We start from the raw sequence: 21258 nt of genomic DNA, 5'->3' as shown, positions 1-21258 counted from the left end.
GGTGGGCTTGGACAAATGCGACACCCGCCGGCGTTCGATCGTCTAGCGTGACGCGGGTGCTGGGACCGCCGACCGAGCTGACCGACCTCGAGGTGCTCCGCCTCGTCCGGGCCGCCTGGGACGACACGGCGACGGGCGTCGAGCACCTGGCCGTGGGGTTCGGTGCCCACCACTGGCGGGTCGACGGGCCCGCCGGGCCGAGCCTGTTCGCCACGTACGACCGCTTCGGTACGAGGCACACCGTCGACTCCCTGACGTCGGCGTACGCGGGCGCGATCCGGTTGGCCGACGCGGGTCTGGAGTTCGTGCTCGCTCCGTTGCGCACCCGGTCGGGTGGGGTGCTGGTGCCCGTGGCGCAGGGGGCGCTGAGCTGCACGCCCTGGGTCGACGCCGCCGTGGTGGGGGAGGGCACCGTCGACGACGCCGACGTGGCCGTCGCGAACATCGCCGACCTCGCCCGGCTGCACGCCGCCGACCCTCCCGCCGGTCTGCCCGGCTGGGCGCCCGTGGTGGAGCCCGACACCGGGGACCGGCTGGCCGGTCTGGTGGCGAACCCGTGGACCACGGGTCCGTACGGGGAACGGGCTCGACGGGCGGTCGCCGGGCGACTGCCCGCGATCGCGACGTGGGCCCGCCGCTACCTGGCGCTCGCCGAGGCCGCCGCCGATCGGCGGTGGGTGGTCACGCACGGCGAGACCCACACCCGCAACCAGCTGATGACCCGCGACGGCATCCGCTTCGTCGACTGGGAGTCGCTGAAGCTGGCGCCGCGCGAGCGGGATCTCGCCACGCTGGTGCAGGCGGGCTACGGCGCACGGGTGGACGCCGACCCGGAGATGGTCGAGCTGTTCGACCTGGAGTGGCGGTTGGCCGAGATCGTCGCGTACGCCCACTGGTTCGCGGCCCCGCACACCGGCACCGACGACGACCGGATCGCGTACGACGGTCTGCTCGACGAGCTGGATCGGGGTCCGTGGTGGCCACCGGCCTCCGACCCCCGCTGACGCCCCCTTTCGCTGTCTGACGCCCCCACTGCAGACGGGGCGTCACCGAGCGAAAGGGGGCGTCGTGGAGGCCGAGAACCGGCGGCTGACCAGGGAATCGCCGGCGGGACGAGTCGGCGTAGCTCGCAGTGGGTTGCCAGCCGCGGACCCCTTCGGTACTGTAAGCGCTTACGGAGCCACGGGCGGCGACGACGGCATCTCTGCCACCCTGCGTCACGTGACCGAGCAGGAGACGGGAGGGGGACGAGGTGTCGACGGACCGCGGCCGACCACGAGCGCGCAGGTCACCGACGTCGGGTCGCGCCACCATCTACTCCGTCGCGGAGCGGGCCGGGGTCTCCATCGCCACCGTCTCGCGGGTGCTCAGTGGCACCGCCGTCACCTCCCCGGAGGCGACCGAACGGGTGCTGAAGGCCGCGCACGAGCTGGCGTACGTGCCGCAGAACTCGGCGAAGAGCCTGGCGTCGGCGCGCTACCAGACCCACGCGGTGGTGATCGGCTCGCTGGACGGTCCCTACTACTCCGAGCTGTTGATGGGGTACGAGGAGGTGGCGGCCCGTCACGACCAGGAGCTGCTGCTGGTGGTGGCCGACCTGCCGCGACGGGCCCGCACGCTGGCCGACCTGCGGGCCCGGGTGGACGGCGTCATGATCGCCCAGATGGACATCCCGGCCGAGGAGATCGCGGCGCTGGCCGCGCTCATCCCGGTGGTGGTCGTCGGGCGCACGCGGCTCGAGGGCTGCGACGTCGTGATCAGTGAGAGCACCGACACCGCGAACGCCCTGACCCGTCATCTCATCGACGTCCACGGGCGCCGTCGACTGGTCTTCGTCGGGGACCCCGACCAGTCCAGCGACGTGGCGGCCCGGCACGCGGGTTTCCAGGCCGCCCTGACCGAGAGCGGTCTGGACCCCGTTGCGGAACCGCTGCGCGTGCCCTACACCGAGCAGGGCGGGGACGCCGCTGTCGCGCTCGTGCTCGGCCTCCCGTCGCGGCCGGACGCCCTGGTCTGCGCCAACGACGAGGTCGCACTCGCCCTGGGAGCGGGGCTCCGCCGACGGTCGATCGTCCCCGGTGCCGATCTCTCCCTGACCGGCTGGGACGACGTGACCGCCGCACGCTACGTCAGACCCGGTCTCACCACCGCCCGCCAGCCCGTCCGGGAGATGGGCGGCCGCGCCGCGGAGCTGCTCCACCGACGGGTCGGCGGGTCCGCGGGGCCGGTGGGTCAGCACGTCCTGGCCACCGAGGCGGTGATACGGCAGTCCTGCGGCTGCCCGGACTGACCGACAGCCGTCACCACCGCCGAGTCGACACCGACCCGGCTCGGTCGAACACGCCCGGCCCAGCGTTCTGTGACCCCGCCCGCCGGTCCGGCCAGCACGACGACCACCCGCCGCACCACCGTCCGACCGACACGACGTGAGAGCAACGGGGTGATCATGAGGGACGATCCGCCGGCGCCCTGCTGGTCTGCACCCTGGCGCTGTCCAGAGGCGGATCCTGGGGCGCTCCCGTAGCCGGGGTCACCGCGCAGACCCGAGCCGGGCGGGGCCGATCGCGCTCGGCGGAGGGCCGACCGTTCCGACCAGCTGCCGGGCACCCGGTCGGCGCGCCCTGACCCGCCGGCCCCCTCGGCACGGAAGAGTTCGCCGGGTGAGCGTCCTCTCCGGTCAGGGTCTGGCCAAGGGAACGGTGCGCGCCGCACTCGTGACCGCGGCCCGGATGCTGGGGTCACTGGTGGCGGTGATGGCGATCTACTACCTGCTGCCGGTGCGGTTGGACGACGGGGTCTCCGACGTCCCGTGGCTGCTGCTGGACGTGGTGCTGTTCGCCGCGCTGGTCGGGGCCCAGCTGCCGTTGATCGGTCGGTCCCGCCATCCCGAGCTGCGCGCGATCGAGGCCATGACGCTCAGCATCATGATCTTCCTGACCCTGTTCGCGCGCCTCTACCTGTCGGCCGATGCCGGCGACCACGCCGCCTTCAGCCAGCCGCTGGATCGGACGACCGCTCTCTACTTCACGATCACCGTGTTCGCCACCGTGGGCTTCGGCGACATCGTGGCCCAGACCCCGGCCGCCAAGGTCCTGGTCAGCGTGCAGATGCTGTTGAACCTGGTGGTCCTCGGCCTGGTGGTCAGGCTGCTGCTGAACGCCGGTCGGCGAGCCGTCCGGCGCCGGCCCCCGGATGCTTCCCCGGAGTCGTGAACCCGGCGGGACCGCACCGGGCGCGAGCCCGACCGGAGCCGGGACGGCGCGTGACCTCAGCCGAACACCTCGGTGACCACCGCGTACGCCTGGTCGAGGTGTCCCCACTCGTCGGGGTCGGGGCCGTCGTAGACCATGGCCAGGGGACCGGCGTAGCCGGCGTCCCGCAGCACGCCCAGCGACCGCCGGTAGTCCTCGACGTCCAGGCCGGTGTCCGCCATCCGCACCTTGGCCTGGCAGGTCTCCGCCAGGTGGGCGACCCGGGCGAGCTCGTCGTACTTCCCCGGCCCGCGCCAGTTGCCCAGATCGGCCAGGAACCCGACCCGGTCCTCGGTCCGCTCCAGCAGCGCGATCACCGCGTCCGCGTTCGGCAGCAGGGCGTGCCAGTTCTCCGTCACCACCCGGAGCTCCGGGTGCCGGTCGGCCAGGCGCCGCAGCACCCGCGCGCTGGCGTCCAGTCGCAGGGGGGTGGGCTCGGACTTGCCCGCGACCACCCGGGCCCGGGGCGCGCCCAGGGCGACGGCGATGTCGAGCCAGCCGCTGATCCAGTCCTCGCCGGGGGCGGCGCCGATCGTGTCGCTGGGGTCCCCGTCGTCGATCAGGAAGCACTCCAGCTGGACGTCAGCGGCGGTCAGGGCCGCGCGCAGCTCGGCGAGGTAGCCGGGGTCGGTGCTCGGCAGGTAGAAGTGCGCCAGCTGGAACGCTCCGTACCCGCGCCGAGCCAGCTCAGCGGGAAGGTCGAGCAGGGCGAGTCCGCCGCCCCCGCCGGCCGGCAGCCCGCCCATCGGCATGGCCCCGGCGGCGACGAAGGATCCGAGGGTGCGGTGCAACGCCCAGCTGTGGACGGCTTTGACGGGGGCGGGGCGTCGGGTGGCGGTCACCCCTCGACCCTAACGGCGTCCGGTCAGCGGACCTTGCGCCGGTAGATCGCTCCGGCGCCCAGGTACGCCGCCAGACCGATGGCGACCAGCCAGCCGAGGGCGACCCAGATGTCGTCGCCCACCGGCTGCTGGGCGAACAGCGCCCGTACGGTATCGACCACCGAGGTGACCGGCTGGTGCTCGGCGAACCAGGCCACCGGACCGGGCATCGTGTCGGTCGGCACGAAGGCGGAGCTGATGAACGGCAGGAAGATCAGGGGATAGCTGAAGCCGCTGGCGCCGTCGACGGTCTTCGCCGACAGGCCCGCGATCACCGCGATCCAGGTCAGGGCCAGGGTGAACAGGACGAGGATGCCGACGACCGCGAGCCAGGCGGCCACGGAGGCGCCGGTCCGGAACCCCATGACCAACGCGACCCCGATGACGATGACCACGGCGGCGAGGTTGGCGACCAGGGACGTCAGCACGTGCGCCCACAGCACGCTGGAGCGGGCGATCGGCATCGACCGGAACCGCTCGACGATGCCGCCCTGCAGGTCGAGGAACAGCCGGTAGGAGGTGTAGGCCACCCCGGACGCGATGGTGATCAACAAGATCCCGGGCAGCAGGTAGCTGACGTACGACTCTCCGGAGCCGATGTCGATCGCGCCGCCGAACACGTACGTGAACAACAGCATCAGCGCGACCGGGGTGACAGCGGTGGTGATGATCGTGTCGGGGCTGCGGACGATGTGGCGGAGGGAGCGACCGGTGAGGACACCGGTGTCGCTCAGCACGTGCGTGGTCATCGGTGGTCCCCTTCGTCCGGTGCCGTGGGGCCGACGAGAGCGAGGAAGACGTCCTCGAGCGAGGGCTGCTTCTCGACGTAGGTCACCTCGCCGGGCGGGAGCAGCTGCTTGAGCTCGGCCAGCGTGCCGTTCTGGATGATCGTGCCGCGGTGCAGGATCGCGATCCGGTCGGCGAGGTGCTCGGCCTCGTCCAGGTACTGGGTGGTGAGCAGCACCGTGGTGCCGCCCCTCGCGAGATCCTGCACGGTCTGCCAGACCTCGTTCCTCGCCTGCGGGTCGAGACCGGTGGTCGGCTCGTCGAGGAAGATGATCGGTGGGTCGCCGATGAGGCTCATCGCGATGTCCAACCGACGTCGCATCCCACCCGAGTAGGTCGCCACCCGGCGCTGAGCGGCGTCGGCGAGCCCGAAGCGGATCAGCAGGTCGTCGGCGACGCTCCCCGGGTCGGGGAGGTGGCGCAGCCGGGCCACCAGCACCAGGTTCTCGCGACCGGTGAGCACGCCGTCGACGGCCGCGAACTGGCCCGTGAGACTGATCGCCCGACGCACCTCGGCAGGGTGCTCGGTGACGTCGACACCGTGGACGACGGCGTGGCCGGCGTCGGCGGTGAGCAGGGTCGAGAGGATCTTCACCAGGGTCGTCTTGCCGGCGCCGTTGGAGCCGAGCAGGGCGAAGATGCTGCCGGCGTCCACCTCGAAGTCGACGCCGCGCAGCACGGGGAGGTCCGCGAACGACTTCTCGATCCCCTGCACCCGAATGGCGGTCGTGGCGCTCACGGCTGGTGTCCCTGTTCGGTGTCCTCGACGGCTCTGGTCAGCCGGGCACGTTCCTTGTCGATCCAGTGCGTGCCGGTGTAGGACTGGCAGAACGTCTCGGCGAACCCGACGGGGTCGTCGCCGACGATCGCGCGGACCGGGGTCCCGTCCGCCGCGGCCCGCTCCCAGAGGTCGGCGAAGTCCTCGAGCATCGTCAGGACGGAGTCCCCGTCCACCAGACCGGCGTAGTAGAGGAAATAGCGCTGGAACGCCTTGGCGGAGGCGCGGTACGGCTCGGGCAGCGCCTCGATCCTCCTCTTCTGCCGCCGGTATCCCTTCTTCTGCTCCAGCGGGCCGGTGACCAGCTCGAGCCACTTGATGCTCACGATCGTCCTCCTCCGTGGAGCTGTTCCAGGCGTTCGGTGAGGAAGCTCCAGGTCCTCCAGAACTCGTCCAGCTGGTCGCGTCCGTCGGCGTTGAGCGAGTACACCTTGCGCGGCGGCCCCTTCTCCGAGGGGACCTTCTCCACGTCCACGAGGCCGCGTCGCTCGATCCGGATCAGCAGGGCGTAGACGGTGCCCTCGACCAGGTCGGTGAAACCCTGCTCCCGCAGGCTTGCGGTGATCTCGTAGCCGTACGCGGGGCGGCGGGCCAGGATCGCCAGCACGATCCCCTCGAGGGTGCCCTTGAGCATCTCCGTCATCTGGTTGCCCACGGACCCACCTCGCTACTCTCTGTCGCTGACTACTGGTAGACCGTAACACCAAGTACCGGTAGCTAGCAACACCGAATAGTGAACGAGGCGTCCAGGCGCACGGTGTCGGTGCGTCGAACTCAGCCCGACTGGCGGCTCCACCGGCGTGTCGCGGCCGTTCCGGCCAGGTCGAGCTGAGTTCGACGCAGCTTCCTAGGAGACGAGCGCGCTCAGGGGGGTCGCCGGGCGACCGGTGAGATCCGCGACAGCGTCGCTCGTGGCCCCCATGAAGCCCTCGCGGGTGGCCGTCCCGAAGGAGGCGAGCAGCTCGGCCACCGGCTGCGGGAGGCCGGCCGACACCAGCCCGGCGACGTAGGCCTCGTCGGTGACGTCGACCACCTCGACCGGCTGGCCACCGATCTGACCGGCCAGCTCGGCCAGGTCGGCCGTGGAGACGGCGGTGGGGCCGGTGATGTCGTAGACCTGGGCCGGTTCGGGCAGCAGCAACGCCGCCGCGGCCGCGGCCGCGCAGTCGGTCCGGGTGACGTACGCGGTCAGACCGGCGCCGGCGTTGGTGACCAGCTGTCCGCTGGCGGCGGCCTGCTGCAGCGTCGGCAGCTGGAACTCGGAGTACAGGTTGTTGCGGAGCGCGGTCCAGGGCAGCCCGCTGGCGGCCAGCGCCTCCTCGGTGGCCCGGTGATCCGGCACCACCCCGGCGGGGTTGTCGGCGGTCGGCTCCGAGACCGAGGTGTAGAAGACGTGCCCCACGCCGGCGGTCCTGGCCGCGGCGACGGCGGCGAGCTGACCCTCCAGGCGGTCACCCACCACGTCGGTCGAGATGATCAGCAACCGGTCGACCCCGGCGAAGGCCGCGGGCAGCGTGTCGGCGTCGGCGAAGTCGGCCGACCGCACGGAGGCCCCGCGAGCGACCAGGTCCGCGACGGCCTCGGGCCGCCGGGTGATCAGGACGACGTCGGCGGGGTCGGTGAGGGCGAGCAGCTGCTCGGCGACGAGGCGGCCGAGGTTGCCGGCGGCACCGGTGAGGGCGATGGTCATGGGTGAGCTCCTTGAGGGTGAACAAAGACTGTCTCAGTCTGATGACGAATAACTGTAGCCAGTCTGACGGCGATCTGGGAGAATGGACGCATGGCGAGACCGACGAGCACCCAGTTCGCGGTGGCCGTGCACGTCCTCACGTATCTGGCCAGCGTCATGGCGGAGGCGCGCGCGGTGAGCTCCGACGAGCTCGCCCGGAGCGTGAACGCGAACCCCGTCCACGTACGCCGGGTGCTCGGTCCGCTGCGGGACGCCGGTCTGGTCTCCTCCCGCCCGGGGCCGCGGGGCGGCTGGGGTCTCGGCCGCCCGTCCACCGACATCACCGCGGCCGAGGTCTGGGACCTGGTCCAGGGGGATGACGCCGTGCTCGGGCTGCACGGTCCGAACCCGGCCTGCCCGGTCGGGCGGTCGATCCAGCAGTCCCTGGTCGACATCGACGCGCGCGCCCGCCGGGCCGTCCGGGCCGAGCTCGACCGGATCACGATCGCCGACCTGGCCGCAGGGGTCGCGCTGGCCGTCTGAGCCGGCCGCTCAGGTCAGGTCCGCGCCCGTACGGATCCAGGCGTCGGAGCGGGCGCGGAGCACCAGGGTGAGCATCCGGGCCAGCATGAAGCCGCCGTACGCGACCCACAGCCAGACCAGGCCCGCGTCCAGCCAGCGCACCGTGAGGGCCAGCGGGATGTAGGCCAGCAGGGAGAGCAGACCGGCCAGGGCGAGGTAGCGGCCGTCCCCGGCCCCGATCAGCACCCCGTCCAGCACGTAGACGATGCCGGAGATCGGTGTGAGCACGGCCACGGCCACCAGCACCCGCCCGACCAGTCGCTGCACCTCCGGGTCGGGGGTGAAGACCGCCGCCACGAACTGCCCACCGATCGCCACGACCAGCCCGAAACCCACGCCGCAGACCACGCCCCAGCCGATCATCCGGGTGGTCATGGCCCGCCCCAGGGCGACGTCGCCGGCTCCCAGCAGGCGGCCGATGATCGCCTGGCCGGCGATGGCGATGGCGTCCAGCGCGAAGGCCAGCAGCACCCAGATCGAGTTGACCACCTGGTGGGCGGCCAGCACGACGGTGCCTCCGGCCGCGGCCACCACGGTGGTCAGCGTGATGGCGGCCTGCAGGGTGGCGGTGCGGGCGATCAGCCAGACCCCGGTCCGGGCGGCGGCGAGGACACCGCGGGGGTGGAACCCCAGCGGCACGTCCGAGCGGCGCGCACCCCGGATCACGATGACCGCGATCACGGCAGCCGCCCCGGTCTGCGCGATCAGGGTGCCGATGGCCGAGCCGCGGATGCCGAGTCCCACCCCGTAGACCAGGGTCGCGTTCAGGGCGATGTTGGCCAGGTTGGTGGCGACCGCGACCTTGAGCGGGGTGGTGGTGTCCTGCAGACCGCGGAGCACCCCGGTGCCGGCCAGCAGCACCAGGACGGACGGCAGCCCGCAGACGGCCACCCGCAGATAGGCCAGCGCCGCCTCGCGGACCGGGGCCGAGGGACCGTACGCGCCGACGATGGTCGGCAGCAGCAGCTGCAGGACGACCACCAGCCCCACGCCGATCAGCACGGCCAGGACGAGCCCGTCGATCCCGCCGGACAGCGCCGCCCGTCGGTCACCCGCGCCGAGCCGACGCGCCACCGTGCTCGTGGTCCCGTACGCGAGGAAGATGCACAGCCCGACCACGATGCCGATCAGGTTGGCGGCGATCCCGAGACCGGCCAGCTGGTCGGTGCCGAGGTGGCCGATGAAGGCGGAGTCGGCGATCAGCAGCAGCGGCTCGGTGACCAGGGTGGCGAAGGTGGGCAGCGCGAGCGCGAAGATCTCGCGGTCGAGGGCACCGAAGCGGCGGTTCTCCCCGGGCACGCGGCTCCGGCTGGGTCGGGCAGGCATCACGGCCTCGGGTCGGACGGTCGTCGTGGACGACGGGGCGGGGTGGACGAGGGGCGGGGTGGATGCAGGGGGCGGGCGACTCGTTGTCCACAGGAGTTGTCCCCAGTGTGGACGAGTTACACGCGTGTCATTAGCAGTCGACCACCGGGCCAAGGGTGCACGGTCGTGCCGTCAGCGCCAGAGCGTGGCGATCCCGAACGCGGCGGCCATGCCGCCCATGCCGATCAGGATGTTCCAGTTGCCCAGCGCCGCCATGAACGGGATCTGGTAGCCGGCGATGTAGAAGACGATCAGCCAGGCCACCCCGAGCAGACCGACCGTGATGAAGGTCGGCGGCACCCAACGTCGGCTGGACGGCGCCTTGACCTTCTTCGGTGTCGCCTCGGCTGCCGCCTTGTGCTTCTTCTTGCTCTCGGTCGACTTACGGACTCTGGACTCGGGCACGCTGATAACTCCTCGGGTGTCGAGCCGTTAGCGTAGTTCACTTGGCCGTGGAACCGCCGCTGCCGACGACGGGGACGAGGGACGGAGGGGCCGTGGAGGGATCGGGCCGACCGGTGCAGTCCGTCTGGCGTCGCCTGCGTCGGTCCCTGGTCCGGGCCCGCTCGGCCCAGCGGCGGCGCGACAGCCAACGCACCCGGGCCGGACGGCTGGCCACGGCGGCGGTGCTGGTGGTCGCCGGGCTGCTGGTGGTGGTGAGCGCCTCGAACGCCCGCGGGATCGACCTGCGGCCGGGTCGCAACACCGATCTGGTCAGCCTGGTCCAGTCGGAGTCGCGCCGCAACACCGCGCTGGCCGCGCAGCTCACCCGGTTGCGGTCCGAGGTCGACACGCTCGCGGCGGCCCAGGGGGACGCCGGCAGCACCGACCTCTCCGAGGAGCTGGCCGAGCGGTCCGCGCTGGTCGGGCTGACCCCGGTCTCGGGGCCGAGCGTGACCGTCACCCTCACCGACGCACCGAGCTCGGTGGCCGGCGACGGGGTCGACCAGGACCTGCTGGTCGTCCACCAGCAGGACATCCAGGCCGTGGCCAACGAGCTGTGGCGCGGTGGCGCCGAGGCGATGACCATCCAGGGCCAGCGGGTGATCGCCACCACCGGCATCAAGTGCGTGGGGAACACCGTCGTGCTGCACGGCATCCCCTACGCGCCGCCGTACCGGATCAGCGCCATCGGTGACCCGGCGAAGCTGCAGGCCGCCCTGGCCGGCTCGGAGTTCATCCGGATCTACCAGCAGTACGTCGACGCCTACCGGCTGGGGTACGAGGTGACCTCCTCGTCGCGCGCGGACTTCCCGGGCTACCAGGGCTCGATCGACCTGCAGTACGCGACCCCGCTGGAGACTCCCCGCTGATCGCGGGTCGTCCCCGAGATCCGCGGGTGGCCGACACGTCGTGGCCCGTGCGCGAGAATGGGCCCATGCCGCGTACGAAGATCCTCGTGGTCGACAACTACGACTCGTTCGTCTACAACCTCGTCCAGTACCTGGCGCAGATCGGCGCCGAGGTCGAGGTGTGGCGCAACGACGACCCGAGGTTCGCCGACGACTCCTTCACCGCCGGCTTCGACGGGATCCTGCTCTCGCCCGGACCCGGCACTCCCGAGGAAGCCGGTGTCTGCATCGACGTGATCCACCGCAAGGCGGGCGAGGTGCCGATCTTCGGTGTCTGCCTGGGTCTGCAGGCGATCGGGGTCGCGTACGGCGGGGTGGTCGACCGGGCGCCCGAGCTGCTGCACGGCAAGACCTCGTCGGTGCACCACGAGGGGCTCGGCGTGCTGGCCGGTCTACCGGAGCCGTTCACCGCCACCCGCTACCACTCGCTGGCGATCGAGCCGGACACCATGCCGGCCGTCCTCGAGGTCACCGCGGCGACGGAGGGCGGGGTCATCATGGCCGTCCGCCACCGCAGCCTGCCGGTGGAGGCCGTGCAGTTCCACCCCGAGTCGGTGCTCACCGAGGGCGGCTACCAGATGCTGGCCAACTGGCTGGCGATCTGCGGTGACCCGGAGGCACCCGAGCGGGCCAAGGACTTCGCTCCGCTGATGAGCGCCCGCTGAGTGCTGGGCCGGAGGTGACGGGAACGATCACCTCGGAGGCGCAGGACCCGGCAAAACGCCGGAGAACGGCTGACGAGAAGCAGATTCCCGTCACGAAGTAATCCAACCCGCCCGGGACGCTCAGGAGAAGCCGAACCGGGCCAGCGGCTCGACCAGCTCGTGCTCCTCGTACGACAGGTGCGAGGTCATGGTGTCGCTGAGCAGGTCGACGGCCCGGCGCAGCTCGGGCAGCCCGTCGGGCCCGGAGACGACCGCGACCAGGGCCCGGTCGACCTCGTCGAGCACCCCCGCGATCACGTGGTGCTCCGCCTCCAGCCGGTCGATCACCGGGGACAGGGCGACATCCGCGGATCGCAGGTGGGGGAACAAGCTGGCGTCCTCGAGGGAGTGGTGGGTGGTGACCAGCCTGCAGTAGGACTGGCAGTAGGCCCCGAGTGTCCAGTCGTTCTGCCGCATCGTCATCGCATTGATCAGCGACCGGGCCCGGCCGGCGTCGACGGCACCCGCCGCCACCTGGTCGATCAGGTCGAACAGCTGCCGCAGCTCTGTCCGCAGGTGGTCGTGGACGTCGATCAGGTGCTGGCCGGACGCCCGCTCGTGCGCGGTCCAGGTGAGCGGGGCCGAGGACGGGGCGTACGTGGGTCGGGTGGCGTCGTCCCACGGACGGCGGTCGCTGCGGCGTACGCCGTCGTCCGGGGTCGGGCGGGGTCCGTCGCCCAGCCGGCGTCCCCGCGGGACGTCCGGTCCCGCCTCCGACCGGGAGCGCGGGGGCTCCGCCGACAGCTCGGCGTCCCCGTCGGCACCGGTGGCGGACGGGTCGGTGGCGGTGGCGTGGGTCTCCGAGTCGAGCCGGTCGGGGTCTCTCGAGCCGCCCGTGCGTTCGGCGGTCACCAGGTCGCGGACCGCCGGGGCGATCTCGCTCCCGAAGCGCTGGATCACCTGCGCGTCATCGCCGGCGACGATGAAGGTGCTGGCGCCGTGGACGAGGGCGAGCTCGGCGAGCTGCTCGGCCCAGGCCGGATCGGTGGACGGGTTCACGTTGTAGAGCCGGCGGATCTGCCCGGGGTCCCGCCCGGCCGCCAGCGCTGCCTCGTCGATCCGCGCGTTCTTCTCGGCCAGCTGGTCCGGCGGCACGTACGCCTGCGACGGCAGCCAGCCATCGGCCGACCGGCCGGTCAGCGCCAGCATCTTGGGTCCGATGGCCCCGACCCAGATCTCCATGGCGTGGGCCGGCGCGGGACCGGGATGCGCGCCGACGACCCGGTAGTGCGTCCCGTAGACCCGGACGGAGCGCCGGGCGGCGTCCCATGTGGCCCGGATGATCTCGATGCCCTCGGCCAGCGCGGCGACGGCCTCCTTCGGCGTCCGCCGGGGACCACCGGCCGCCACCACGGCGTCCCAGAACGCGCCGGCTCCGATCCCCAGCTCGATCCTCCCGCGGCTGAGGAGGTCGAGACTGGCCACGGTCTTGGCCAGCACGAACGGCGGCCGCAGCGGCAGGTTGGTCACGTTGGTGGTCAGTCGCAGCGTGCTGGTCCGCGCCGCGATGGTGCCGATCAGCGCCCAGCTGTCCAGGAACCGGGCCTGGTACGGGTGGTCCTGGACGGTGGCCAGGTCGAGACCGGCCGCCTCCGTCAGCAGCCCCAGCTCGACGACCTGATCGGGCCGGCTCGCGTCGGGGGTGAGGAACGTACCGAACTGGAGATCCTGGCCGTAGTCGGTCACGTCCCGATCCTGCCGCACATTCTCGTTCCCGCGGCACCCACCGGATCCCGCTCCCGTGCTCCTGCTCTCGCTTCCGTCGGGCCACCGCGATCCGACCGGGCGCGGGTCGTCCGCCCGGATCCTGCGGTCAGCGCACCCCGCGGGGTCGGAACTGCACGCTCATCCGCGGCCCGACGGGGCGGGAGGTCTTGGGGACCGCATGCTCCCAGGTGCGCTGGCAGGACCCGCCCATCACGATGAGGTCGCCGTGTCCCAGTCGATGCCGGATGGTCGCGCCGCCGCCCCGCGGGCGGAGCAGGAACTCCCGCGCCGATCCCAGCGAGAGGATGGCGACCATGGTGTCCTCGCTCCGGCCCCGGCCGATCGTGTCGCCGTGCCAGGCCACCGAGTCGCGGCCGTCCCGGTAGAGACACATCCCGGCGGTGGTGAACGGCTCGCCCAGCTCGGGGCCGTAGTGCTGGTTGAGGGCCTGCCGCGCCGTGGTCAGCGTCGGGTGGGGAAGCTCCTCGCCCTCGCCGTAGAACCGCAGCAGCCGGGGCACGTCGACCACCCGCTCGTACATCTGACGTCGCTCGGCCTGCCAGTCGACGTCGAGCAACCGGTCGTACACCTCATCGGCGCAACCCAGCCACCCGGGCAGCAGATCCACCCACGCGCCCCGGCCGAGCCGGTGCCGGACGACGAGATCGGCCAGCGGGCCCAACCCGGGCGCCGCGTCGAGCTCGAACAGGGACCCCTGCAGTGCGGTCATCACGGACATGCGCCGAGTGTACCCCTATTCGATCCCGTGTTCTATTAGGCGAACCGCAGCGTTCGCCGCGGGCGGGAGGCGCAGGCTCCCGCCGAGCGGACGGAGCGCAGAAGTCGACAGTGGTCGGAAACGCCCGCCCCCGCCACCCGCCCCCGCCACCCGTCTCCGCCGCCCGCTCCCGCCGTCCGTACGCGGCGACCTGGCGACCATGGTCGGAGAGCGCACGCTCCTGCCGACAGCACGGGCGCGTACGCCGACAGTGGTCGGAGAACGGACGCCTGGCTCCGCCCGCCGGCCCCGCCCGCCAGCCCCGCCCGCCGGCCCCGCCCGCCAGCCCCGCCCGCCCCGTGCCCGCTCCGGAGCTCAGCTCGGGGTGTCGGACGGCTCCGGGGTGGTGGGGGTGCTCGGTGGGGCCGAGGTGGGCGGGGGAGTCGGGGTCGGGGACGGCGACGGCGGGGGAGTCGCGGCGACCACGAGCGAGATCGTCTCCCCGCGGGCCAGCGTCGAGCCGGAGGCCGGGTCCTGGGAGACGACCAGTCCGGCGGGCTGCTCGTCGGTCGGCTGCTCGGTGAAGCGGACCTTGAAGCCGGCCGCCTTGGCGTCGGTCTCGGCCCGTTCCCGGTTCACGCCGACGAGGTTGGGAACGGTCGACTCCCCGGTGGCGTAGGTGAGCGTGACCTTGGTCGAGAGCGGGACCGTCGCGCCCTCCTTGGGACTCACCGTGAGCACCTGACCGGCCTTGGCGTCGTTCGGCTCCGACGTGGCCGCCTTGGCGTCCACGGAGTCGAAGCCGGCCTCGTTCAGCCGGTCCTCGGCCGCCTTGCGGTCCCGACCGACCAGCCCGTCGGGGATGGCAGCGGTCTCCGGACCCTGGTTGACGGTGATCGTGACCGAGCTGTCGACCTCGACCTGGGTCTCCGCGATCGGGTCCTGCTGAGTCACCTGGCCCTTGGTGTCAGCCGGTCCGTTCACCTCGCGCACCGTGGCCTTGAGACCGACCCCCTCGAGGCGCGCGGTCGCCTGGTCGGCGGTGTAGGTGAGCACGTTCGGCACCGCGACGAGGGCGGGCGGTGGTGGTTCGTTCGGCTGCGTCCACCGGTAGACGCCCCAGGCCACTCCGCCCAGCAGCAGGACGGCGAGGACGACGACGAGGGCGATGAGTCCGCCGCGCTTCTTCGGCTCCTCGTCGATGTCGTCGTCCACCGGGGGCGGCGGCGTGGGCACCGGGCGGGTGGCGACGCGAGTCGGCACGTCCGACTCGGGCAGCGGTCGGGGGACCACGGCGGTCGCCTGCTGTCCCGCCAGCACCCGGGTGATGTCGTTCTTGAACTCCCGGGCCGACTGGTAGCGGTCGTCGGCGTCCTTGGCCAGCGCCTTGAGCGTGATGGCGTCGATGTCGGGGGTGATCTCGGGGTCGAGCCGGCTGGGCGGGACGGGTTGCTCGCGGACGTGCTGGTAGGCCACGCTCACCGGCGAGTCGCCGACGAAGGGCGGCCGTCCGACCAGCAGCTCGTAGAGCAGGCAGCCCGCCGAGTAGATGTCGCTGCGGGCGTCCACGGTCTCGCCGCGGGCCTGCTCGGGCGACAGGTACTGGGCCGTGCCGATCACCGCCGCCGTCTGGGTCATCGTCGCCGAGGTGTCGGCGACCGCCCGGGCGATGCCGAAGTCCATCACCTTGACCTGACCGGTGGGGGTCAGCATCACGTTGGCCGGCTTGATGTCGCGGTGCACGATGCCGGCCTTGTGGCTGTAGCTCAGTGCGTCCAGCACACCGACTGTCAGCTCCAGCGCCCGTTCGGGCAGCAGCTTGCGGCCCTCGCGGAGCACGTCCCGCAGCGTCTGGCCCTCGACGAGCTCCATCACGATGTACGGGATCGAGGTCCCGGTGACCGGGTTCGTCTCCTCCCCGGTGTCGTAGACGGCGACGATGGTCGGGTGGTTGAGACCGGCGGCGGACTGCGCCTCACGACGGAACCGGGCCTGGAAGGTCGGGTCGGTCGCCAGATCGGCGCGCAGCTCCTTGACCGCCACGGGTCGCCCCAGTCGGAGGTCGAGCGCCCGGTGGACCTCGGCCATCCCGCCGCGGCCGAGCAGCCCGCTCAGCTCGTAGCGTCCCCCGACCAGCTTGGGCTGGCTCGTCATCTCCTCAGTCCTCTCATCCTCGGCACTCCCGCCGACACCGCGGCCACGCTCGTCGACCCTCCCACGACCACGGCAGGTCGCACGACCACCCCGAGGGGTGCGGGTTGCCCGACGACCGGGCGGCGAGGGGTGTTCCGGCTGCCCGCCCGGGTGCTGGCCCGACCCGCTCGGGTGCCAGCCTCACCTGCTCTGGTGCCGGCCCGACCCGCCGGGGTGCCTGCCTGACCGGGTCGAGCCCTCACGACAGGGCCGCCTGCATCGTGGCGCGGGCGATCGGTGCGGCCACCCGCCCCCCGGCGATGTCCTGCCGCGGGATGTCGGCGTCCTCCACGATCACCGCGACCGCGACCTTGGGGTCGTCCACGGGGGCGAACGACGTGAACCAGGCGAAGGGCTTCCGCGTCGGGTCGGACTGGGCGGTGCCGGTCTTGCCGGCCACGTCGACGCCGGAGATCTGCGCCGACGACCCGGTCCCCTCGGCCACGACGACCCGCATCATCTCCTGCAGCTCCTTGGCGTTCGCCGGGCTCATCGCCTGGCTCAGCTTGGTGGGGTTGGTGGTGGAGATCGGCTTGAGGTCCGGTCCCTGGACCATGCTGACCACGTACGGATCCATCACCGCCCCGTCGTTGGCGATGCCCGCGGTGACCATGGCCATCTGCAGCGGGCTGGCCGCCACGTCGTACTGGCCGATCGAGCTCAGGGCGAGCTGAGCCTGGTCCATCTCGTCGGGGAACTGGCTGGCCACGCCGTTGAGGTCGGCCAGGTGCCGGGCGTTGAAGCCGAACTTCTGCGCCTGCTCCCGCAGCTTGTCCTGCCCGACCTCCAGCCCGAGGTTGGCGAAGGCGGTGTTGCAGGAGACCCGCAGGGCGTTGCCGATGGTGGTCTCCGAGCCGCCGCAGTTGGTGGAGTTCGGCAGGTAGGTCTCGGTGTTGGGCAGCTTCAGCCGGTCCGGCGAGGCCACCTTGCTGTCGGCGGACATGCCGTCCTCCAGCGCGGCCGCCGCCGTCACCAGCTTGAACGTCGACCCGGGCGGGTAGATCTCGCGCGCGGCCCGGTTGGCCAGCGGCCGGGTCTTGTCCTTGGCCAGGGCGCTCCAGCTCTTGTTGGCCGCCTCGATGTCGTGGCTGGCGACGGTGTTGGGGTCGTAGCCGGGGCTGGTCACCATGGCCAGCACGGCACCCGTCCTGGGGTCGAGGGCGACCACGGCGCCCTTCTGGTTGCCGAGCGCCTCGGCCGCCGCCTTCTGCACCCGCGGCACGATCGTGGTCTGGACGCTGGCGCCCTTCTGCGGGCTGTCGGTGACCAGGTCGACCAGGCGGCGGACGAACAGCGAGTCGTCGGTGCCGGCCAGCTGGGTGTTGTAGGAGTTCTCCAGCCCCGTCCGGCCATGGTCGTAGGAGTAGTAGCCGGTGACCACCGAGTAGAGGTCGTCGTCGGGGTAGACGCGCTGGAAGCGGAACCGGTCGTCGGACGCCTCGGTCTCGGCCATCGGCACCTTGCCGGTGGCCAGGATGGCACCCCGGTCCTGGGCGAACTCGGCGTCCCGCGTACGACGGTTCTGGCTGTCGGCCTCCAGACCTGCCTGGCGGAACAGCACGGAGTACGTGACGTTGCCCAGCAGCAGGGCGAACATCACCATGGCCACGAACGCGACCCGGCGGATGGGCTTGTTCACACCGGTCTCGCCATCAGCTGGGTCGTCTCGCCGTCGGGGTCGATCTCCATCGTGGTGGCGATCGGCTTGCGGGCGTGGTGGGAGATGACCATCAGCAGCCCGATGACGATCCAGTTGCAGATCAGCGACGAGCCGCCCTGCGACATGAAGGGGGTGGTCAGACCGGTCAGCGGCAGCAGCCGGGTCACCCCTCCGATGATGGTGAAGACCTGCAGCGCGAGACCGAACGCGAGACCGGCCGCCAGCAGCTTGCCGAACGGGTCCCGGCACTGCAGGGCGGTGCGCAGGCCCCGGAAGACGATCAGGCCGTAAATCACGATGACGGCCATCAGACCGGTGGCGCCCAGCTCCTCGCCGATGGCGGCGGCGATGAAGTCGGAGCGGGCCAGCGGGGTCAGTCCGGGTCGGCCCTCGCCGAGTCCGCGCCCGAGCAGACCGCCCCAGGCCATGCCGAACTGGGCGTTGATCACCTGGTAGTAACGGTCGTAGTCGCCGAAAGGATCCAGCCAGGCGCCGACCCGGATCTTCACGTGGTCGAAGAGCAGGAACGCCAGGTACGCACCACCCGCGAACAGCGTGGTGCCCAGCACCACCCAGCCGGGACGCTCGGTGGCGACGTACAGCATCATCACGAACATCCCGAAGAACAGCAGCGAGGTGCCGAGGTCGCGCTGGGAGATCAGGATCAGCAGGCTCATCGCCCACACGCACAGGATCGGACCGAGGTCGCGGGCCCGCGGCAGGTCCAGCCCCAGCACCCGCCAACCGGCCAGGGCGAGCACGTCCCGCTTCTCCACCAGGTAGGAGGCGAAGGCGACGGCCAGCACGACCTTGGCCGCCTCGGCCGGTTGGAAGCTGTAGGGACCGACCTGGATCCAGATCTGCGCGCCGAACTTCTCGGTGCCGAGCCCCGGCACGAGCGGCAGCAGCAGCAGGACCAGACCGAGCAGCCCGAGCGTGTACGTGTAGCCCTGCAGCGGCCGGTGGTCGCGGAGCACCACGGCCACCAGGATGAACATGACGACACCGATGGTCGTCCAGATCAGCTGGGTGCGGGCCCCGTCCAGGGGCGGCGAGTTGATCAGGTCGATCCGGTGGATCATGGCGATGCCCAACCCGTTGAGCAGCACCACGCAGGGCAGCAGCACCGGGTCGGCGTACGGCAGCCGCCAGCGCACCGCGATGTGGGCGGCGACCACCGCGACCGTGGACGCGATGGCGAGGGTGGTGAACCGGGCCGAGAGCTCGCCGTCGACGTTGAGATCGACCTGCGCGTACGCGCCCAGCACCAGGACCAGGGCGAACAGCAGCCCGAAGAGCTCCGCCCCCCGGCGCTTGCGGGGGACGACGGTCATCGCGGAGTCGGCGCTCATCGGCCGGCTCGCCGTGCTCTCGTCACCACTAGCAGCCCTCACCGGGCAGCGGGGTCGGCGCGGGCGTGCTCGGGGTCGTCGCGCGGGGGGCGGCGGTGGGCTGGGTGGAGGTGAGGGAGCTGCTGGCCCCCGACGGGGTGGGTGCCGTCCTCGGCGTGCCCGACGCCCCGGGGGTGCTCGAGCTGCGCGGGATCGGACTGCTGGGGGTGCCGGCGGAGGCGCCGGTCGGCCTCGGGGTCGGCGAGGCGGACGGCTTGGTCGCGCACCGGAGGGCCATCTCGCGCAGCTGCTCGATGGTGACCCGGGCCGCCTCGACACTCGCCACCTCGATGCCGGCGGTCACCTCCGCCTGGTAGTACGGCGGCAGGCTCCGCACCGGCAGGTCCTGCACCTCGTAGACCGTCGAGAGCCGCAACCCGGGGATGCCGTCCGGCAGACCCTGGTAGATGGCGACCTGGTCACCGGCGGCACCGACGAAGAACTGGGTGCGGGTCCAGGCGTACCCGGCCCCGAGGCCGGCGCCCGCCACCAGCAGGACCGCGAGCCCGACCAGCAGCGTGCGGACGAGACGCCGCTTGACCGGCGGGCCCGGGGAGTAGCGGGACTCGTCGTCCTGGGTGCTCCGAGCCGGCGGAGGGGGCGTCGTCGTCCCGGCGTCCGGATCCGTCGCCGGGTCCTCGTCGAGGTTGTCGTCGACCTTGTCGAAGCCCGGCACCAGCGAGCCCCGGGTCGGCGCCGCGGGGATCTCGCGCTCGGCGGCAGCGCCGAGCACCACAGCGGCTCCCACCACCGGCCGGACCGCCGTGTCGTCCTCCTCCGGCACGACCGTGCTCGTCAGCTCGACGGCCTCGGCCGCGATCACGGTGATGTTGTCGATGCCGCCGGCGGCCAGAGCCTCGTCGACCAGGTCGGCGACCGCTGTGTCGAGGTCGGCCTGTCCGAGGAGCTGGCCGATCCGGGGGTCGTCGACCAGACCGCAGAGCCCGTCGCTGCAGAACAGCAACCGGTCGCCCGCCCGCAGCTCCACCGTGGTGAGGTCCGGGTCGTTGGCCGGTTGGCCGTTCAGGACCTTCAGCAGCAGCGAACGGTGCGGGTGGTAGGCCGCCTCGTCGGGGGAGATCTTGCCGTCGTCGATCAGCGACTGCACCCAGCTGTGGTCGTGGGTCAGGCGCTCCAGCCGGCCGTCGCGGAGCAGGTAGGCCCGGCTGTCGCCGATGTGGGCCAGACCGAGCCGAGAACCGTCGAAGACCGCTCCGGTGACGGTGGTCCCCATCCCCTCGAGGCTGTAGTCGGCGGCCACCAGGTCGGCGATCCGGGTGTTGGCGTCCGCGATCGAGGCGGCCAGCCGGGCGAGCAGCGGGTTGAGTCCGGCCGCCCCCGGCTCCTGGTCGACCAGTGTGAGCGGCACGATCACCGTGTTCTCGTCACCACCCGCCGACCCCGACTCGGACCCCGTGGACCCGCCGGGGCCCGGGGTCTGCACCGGGTCCTCGTCGCCGGACGTTCTCGACGCGGGCTCATCGTGGTCGAGCGAGGGCGTGGCCGTGTCCGGGGTTCCGGCCGGCGCCGTGGTGGCGAGCAGGTCCGGTGTGTCGAGCCGCTTGATCTCGTCGATGGCCACCGCCGAGGCCAGGTCGCCGGCGGCTGCTCCGCCCATCCCGTCGGCGACGACGAGCAGGTGCGGGCTGGCGTAGCCGGAGTCCTGGTTGTTCTTGCGGACCAGTCCGACCTCGGAGTGGGAGACGACGCGGAGCTGGAGGGTCATCCGCTCAGACCTCCAGCTTCAGGACCGTCTTGCCGATCCGGATGGTGTCGACCAGGGACACGCTGGTGGGCGCCGTGATGCGCTGGCCGTTGACGTAGGTGCCGTTGGTCGAGCCGAGGTCCTCCACGTACGGACCCTGGTCAGCGGCCACGACGCGGGCGTGCCGGGTGGAGACGTAGTCGTCGTCCAGGATCAGCTGGCAGTCCGACCCGCGGCCGATCAGCACCACCCCGTCGGCGAGACCCGCGGTCAGGCCGGACTGCGGTCCCTGCACGATGGTCAGCTTGTGCGGGCGGCCCTTCTTGCCCCGACGCGACTTCTTCGCCGGGGCCGGTTCCTCCAGCGGCTGCGGTTGGGGGTCGTCCACCGGGGAGGGCGTGGGCACCGTCCGACCGAACAGGTCGCTGCGGATGACCGAGACCACCGACAGGATGAACAGCCACAGCAGCGCGAGATAGAGCACCTTGATGGCGGTGACAGCGAGCTCGGACATGG

Annotated in this window: 20 protein-coding genes and 1 pseudogene; 6 read left to right on the top strand and 15 right to left on the bottom strand. The window is 72.0% G+C overall.

All coding sequences use genetic code 11. The annotated features are described in order from the left end of the window. Positions 1-56: 56 nt before the first annotated feature. The 3 genes from ABD714_RS10025 to ABD714_RS10015 all read left to right on the top strand — a co-directional run bounded on the left by ABD714_RS10025 (position 57) and on the right by ABD714_RS10015 (position 3212). Positions 57-1004: a hypothetical protein gene (locus tag ABD714_RS10025; protein ID WP_344812175.1), complete on the top strand. Its 948-nt coding sequence runs from the start codon at positions 57-59 to the stop codon at positions 1002-1004. Positions 1005-1252: 248 nt separating this feature from the next. Beyond that, complete coding sequence (locus ABD714_RS10020) at positions 1253-2290, top strand: LacI family DNA-binding transcriptional regulator (RefSeq protein WP_344812174.1); 1038 nt, start codon at positions 1253-1255, stop codon at positions 2288-2290. A gap of 370 nt (positions 2291-2660) precedes the next feature. After that, positions 2661-3212 carry a potassium channel family protein gene (locus ABD714_RS10015; protein WP_344812173.1) on the top strand — a complete coding sequence of 184 codons (552 nt, stop codon included), beginning with the start codon at positions 2661-2663 and terminating at the stop codon, positions 3210-3212. Between the two features lie 56 nt (positions 3213-3268). Here the strand turns inward: ABD714_RS10015 and ABD714_RS10010 are convergent, their stop codons facing one another. The 6 genes from ABD714_RS10010 to ABD714_RS09985 form a co-directional block, all read right to left on the bottom strand. After that, positions 3269-4093, bottom strand: coding sequence for a sugar phosphate isomerase/epimerase family protein (locus ABD714_RS10010; protein ID WP_344812172.1), 825 nt, complete (start codon positions 4091-4093; stop codon positions 3269-3271). Positions 4094-4116: 23 nt separating this feature from the next. Then, positions 4117-4881, bottom strand: a complete 765-nt coding sequence (locus ABD714_RS10005) for an ABC transporter permease (RefSeq protein WP_344812171.1) — start codon at positions 4879-4881, stop codon at positions 4117-4119. Continuing rightward, positions 4878-5657, bottom strand: coding sequence for an ABC transporter ATP-binding protein (locus ABD714_RS10000; RefSeq protein WP_344812170.1), 780 nt, complete (start codon positions 5655-5657; stop codon positions 4878-4880). The genes ABD714_RS10005 and ABD714_RS10000 overlap by 4 nt, the downstream gene beginning before the upstream one ends. Next, positions 5654-6022 carry a DUF1048 domain-containing protein gene (locus ABD714_RS09995; protein ID WP_344812169.1) on the bottom strand — a complete coding sequence of 123 codons (369 nt, stop codon included), beginning with the start codon at positions 6020-6022 and terminating at the stop codon, positions 5654-5656. The genes ABD714_RS10000 and ABD714_RS09995 overlap by 4 nt, the downstream gene beginning before the upstream one ends. Further along, entirely contained in the window at positions 6019-6351 is a 333-nt protein-coding gene (locus tag ABD714_RS09990) for a PadR family transcriptional regulator (RefSeq protein ID WP_344812168.1), read from the bottom strand. Before ABD714_RS09990 ends, ABD714_RS09995 begins: the two co-directional genes overlap by 4 nt. A 192-nt stretch (positions 6352-6543) precedes the next feature. After that, positions 6544-7386, bottom strand: coding sequence for an NAD(P)H-binding protein (locus ABD714_RS09985; RefSeq protein WP_344812167.1), 843 nt, complete (start codon positions 7384-7386; stop codon positions 6544-6546). A 90-nt stretch (positions 7387-7476) separates the two neighbouring features. Here ABD714_RS09985 and ABD714_RS09980 point away from each other — a divergent pair, with 90 nt between their 5' ends. Continuing rightward, positions 7477-7908 carry an Rrf2 family transcriptional regulator gene (locus ABD714_RS09980; RefSeq protein WP_344812166.1) on the top strand — a complete coding sequence of 144 codons (432 nt, stop codon included), beginning with the start codon at positions 7477-7479 and terminating at the stop codon, positions 7906-7908. A gap of 9 nt (positions 7909-7917) precedes the next feature. On the opposite strand, the gene ABD714_RS09975 is transcribed toward ABD714_RS09980, so the two are convergent. Both ABD714_RS09975 and ABD714_RS09970 read right to left on the bottom strand, forming a co-directional pair. Beyond that, complete coding sequence (locus ABD714_RS09975) at positions 7918-9246, bottom strand: MATE family efflux transporter (protein WP_344812165.1); 1329 nt, start codon at positions 9244-9246, stop codon at positions 7918-7920. Between the two features lie 198 nt (positions 9247-9444). Next, positions 9445-9717 carry a cell division protein CrgA gene (locus ABD714_RS09970; RefSeq protein WP_344812164.1) on the bottom strand — a complete coding sequence of 91 codons (273 nt, stop codon included), beginning with the start codon at positions 9715-9717 and terminating at the stop codon, positions 9445-9447. A gap of 47 nt (positions 9718-9764) precedes the next feature. Between ABD714_RS09970 and ABD714_RS09965 the strand changes: the two genes are divergently transcribed. After that, on the top strand, positions 9765-10625 hold the full coding sequence (locus ABD714_RS09965) for a DUF881 domain-containing protein (protein WP_344812263.1): 861 nt from the start codon (positions 9765-9767) through the stop codon (positions 10623-10625). 65 nt (positions 10626-10690) lie between these two features. After that, positions 10691-11329 carry an aminodeoxychorismate/anthranilate synthase component II gene (locus ABD714_RS09960; protein WP_344812163.1) on the top strand — a complete coding sequence of 213 codons (639 nt, stop codon included), beginning with the start codon at positions 10691-10693 and terminating at the stop codon, positions 11327-11329. Positions 11330-11449: 120 nt separating this feature from the next. Here the strand turns inward: ABD714_RS09960 and ABD714_RS09955 are convergent, their stop codons facing one another. The 7 genes and pseudogenes from ABD714_RS09955 to ABD714_RS09920 all read right to left on the bottom strand — a co-directional run bounded on the left by ABD714_RS09955 (position 11450) and on the right by ABD714_RS09920 (position 21256). After that, on the bottom strand, positions 11450-13054 hold the full coding sequence (locus ABD714_RS09955; RefSeq protein WP_344812162.1) for an LLM class flavin-dependent oxidoreductase: 1605 nt from the start codon (positions 13052-13054) through the stop codon (positions 11450-11452). A gap of 127 nt (positions 13055-13181) precedes the next feature. Then, positions 13182-13814, bottom strand: a complete 633-nt coding sequence (locus ABD714_RS09950; RefSeq protein ID WP_344812161.1) for an alpha-ketoglutarate-dependent dioxygenase AlkB — start codon at positions 13812-13814, stop codon at positions 13182-13184. Positions 13815-14168: 354 nt separating this feature from the next. Continuing rightward, positions 14169-15947, bottom strand: coding sequence for a Stk1 family PASTA domain-containing Ser/Thr kinase (gene pknB / locus ABD714_RS09945; RefSeq protein ID WP_344812160.1), 1779 nt, complete (start codon positions 15945-15947; stop codon positions 14169-14171). A 238-nt stretch (positions 15948-16185) separates the two neighbouring features. Continuing rightward, a complete protein-coding gene (locus tag ABD714_RS09940; RefSeq protein WP_344812159.1) occupies positions 16186-17625 on the bottom strand; it encodes a peptidoglycan D,D-transpeptidase FtsI family protein in 1440 nt (479 codons plus the stop codon). Then, positions 17622-18998, bottom strand: a complete 1377-nt coding sequence (locus ABD714_RS09935; RefSeq protein WP_344812158.1) for an FtsW/RodA/SpoVE family cell cycle protein — start codon at positions 18996-18998, stop codon at positions 17622-17624. Before ABD714_RS09935 ends, ABD714_RS09940 begins: the two co-directional genes overlap by 4 nt. Positions 18999-19737: 739 nt before the next feature. Then, positions 19738-20763: pseudogene (locus ABD714_RS23055) on the bottom strand (PP2C family protein-serine/threonine phosphatase); the annotation flags it as partial. A gap of 4 nt (positions 20764-20767) precedes the next feature. Further along, complete coding sequence (locus ABD714_RS09920; RefSeq protein WP_344812157.1) at positions 20768-21256, bottom strand: FHA domain-containing protein FhaB/FipA; 489 nt, start codon at positions 21254-21256, stop codon at positions 20768-20770. Positions 21257-21258 lie beyond the last annotated feature (2 nt).

It is taken from the genome of Microlunatus aurantiacus (genome assembly GCF_039536605.1).
GTDB lineage: Bacteria > Actinomycetota > Actinomycetes > Propionibacteriales > Propionibacteriaceae > Microlunatus > Microlunatus aurantiacus.
Note: the sequence above shows the minus strand (reverse complement) of the source record. Positions and strands in the feature narration are given on the sequence as shown.

Coding starts and splice junctions, on each gene's coding strand:
- ABD714_RS10005 (WP_344812171.1), bottom strand. CDS start 4,881: ATGACCACGCACGTGCTGAGCGACACCGGTGTCCTCACCGGTCGCTCC.
- ABD714_RS09985 (WP_344812167.1), bottom strand. CDS start 7,386: ATGACCATCGCCCTCACCGGTGCCGCCGGCAACCTCGGCCGCCTCGTC.
- ABD714_RS09980 (WP_344812166.1), top strand. CDS start 7,477: ATGGCGAGACCGACGAGCACCCAGTTCGCGGTGGCCGTGCACGTCCTC.
- ABD714_RS09960 (WP_344812163.1), top strand. CDS start 10,691: ATGCCGCGTACGAAGATCCTCGTGGTCGACAACTACGACTCGTTCGTC.
- ABD714_RS09950 (WP_344812161.1), bottom strand. CDS start 13,814: ATGTCCGTGATGACCGCACTGCAGGGGTCCCTGTTCGAGCTCGACGCG.
- pknB (WP_344812160.1), bottom strand. CDS start 15,947: ATGACGAGCCAGCCCAAGCTGGTCGGGGGACGCTACGAGCTGAGCGGG.
- ABD714_RS09935 (WP_344812158.1), bottom strand. CDS start 18,998: ATGAGCGCCGACTCCGCGATGACCGTCGTCCCCCGCAAGCGCCGGGGG.
- ABD714_RS09920 (WP_344812157.1), bottom strand. CDS start 21,256: ATGTCCGAGCTCGCTGTCACCGCCATCAAGGTGCTCTATCTCGCGCTG.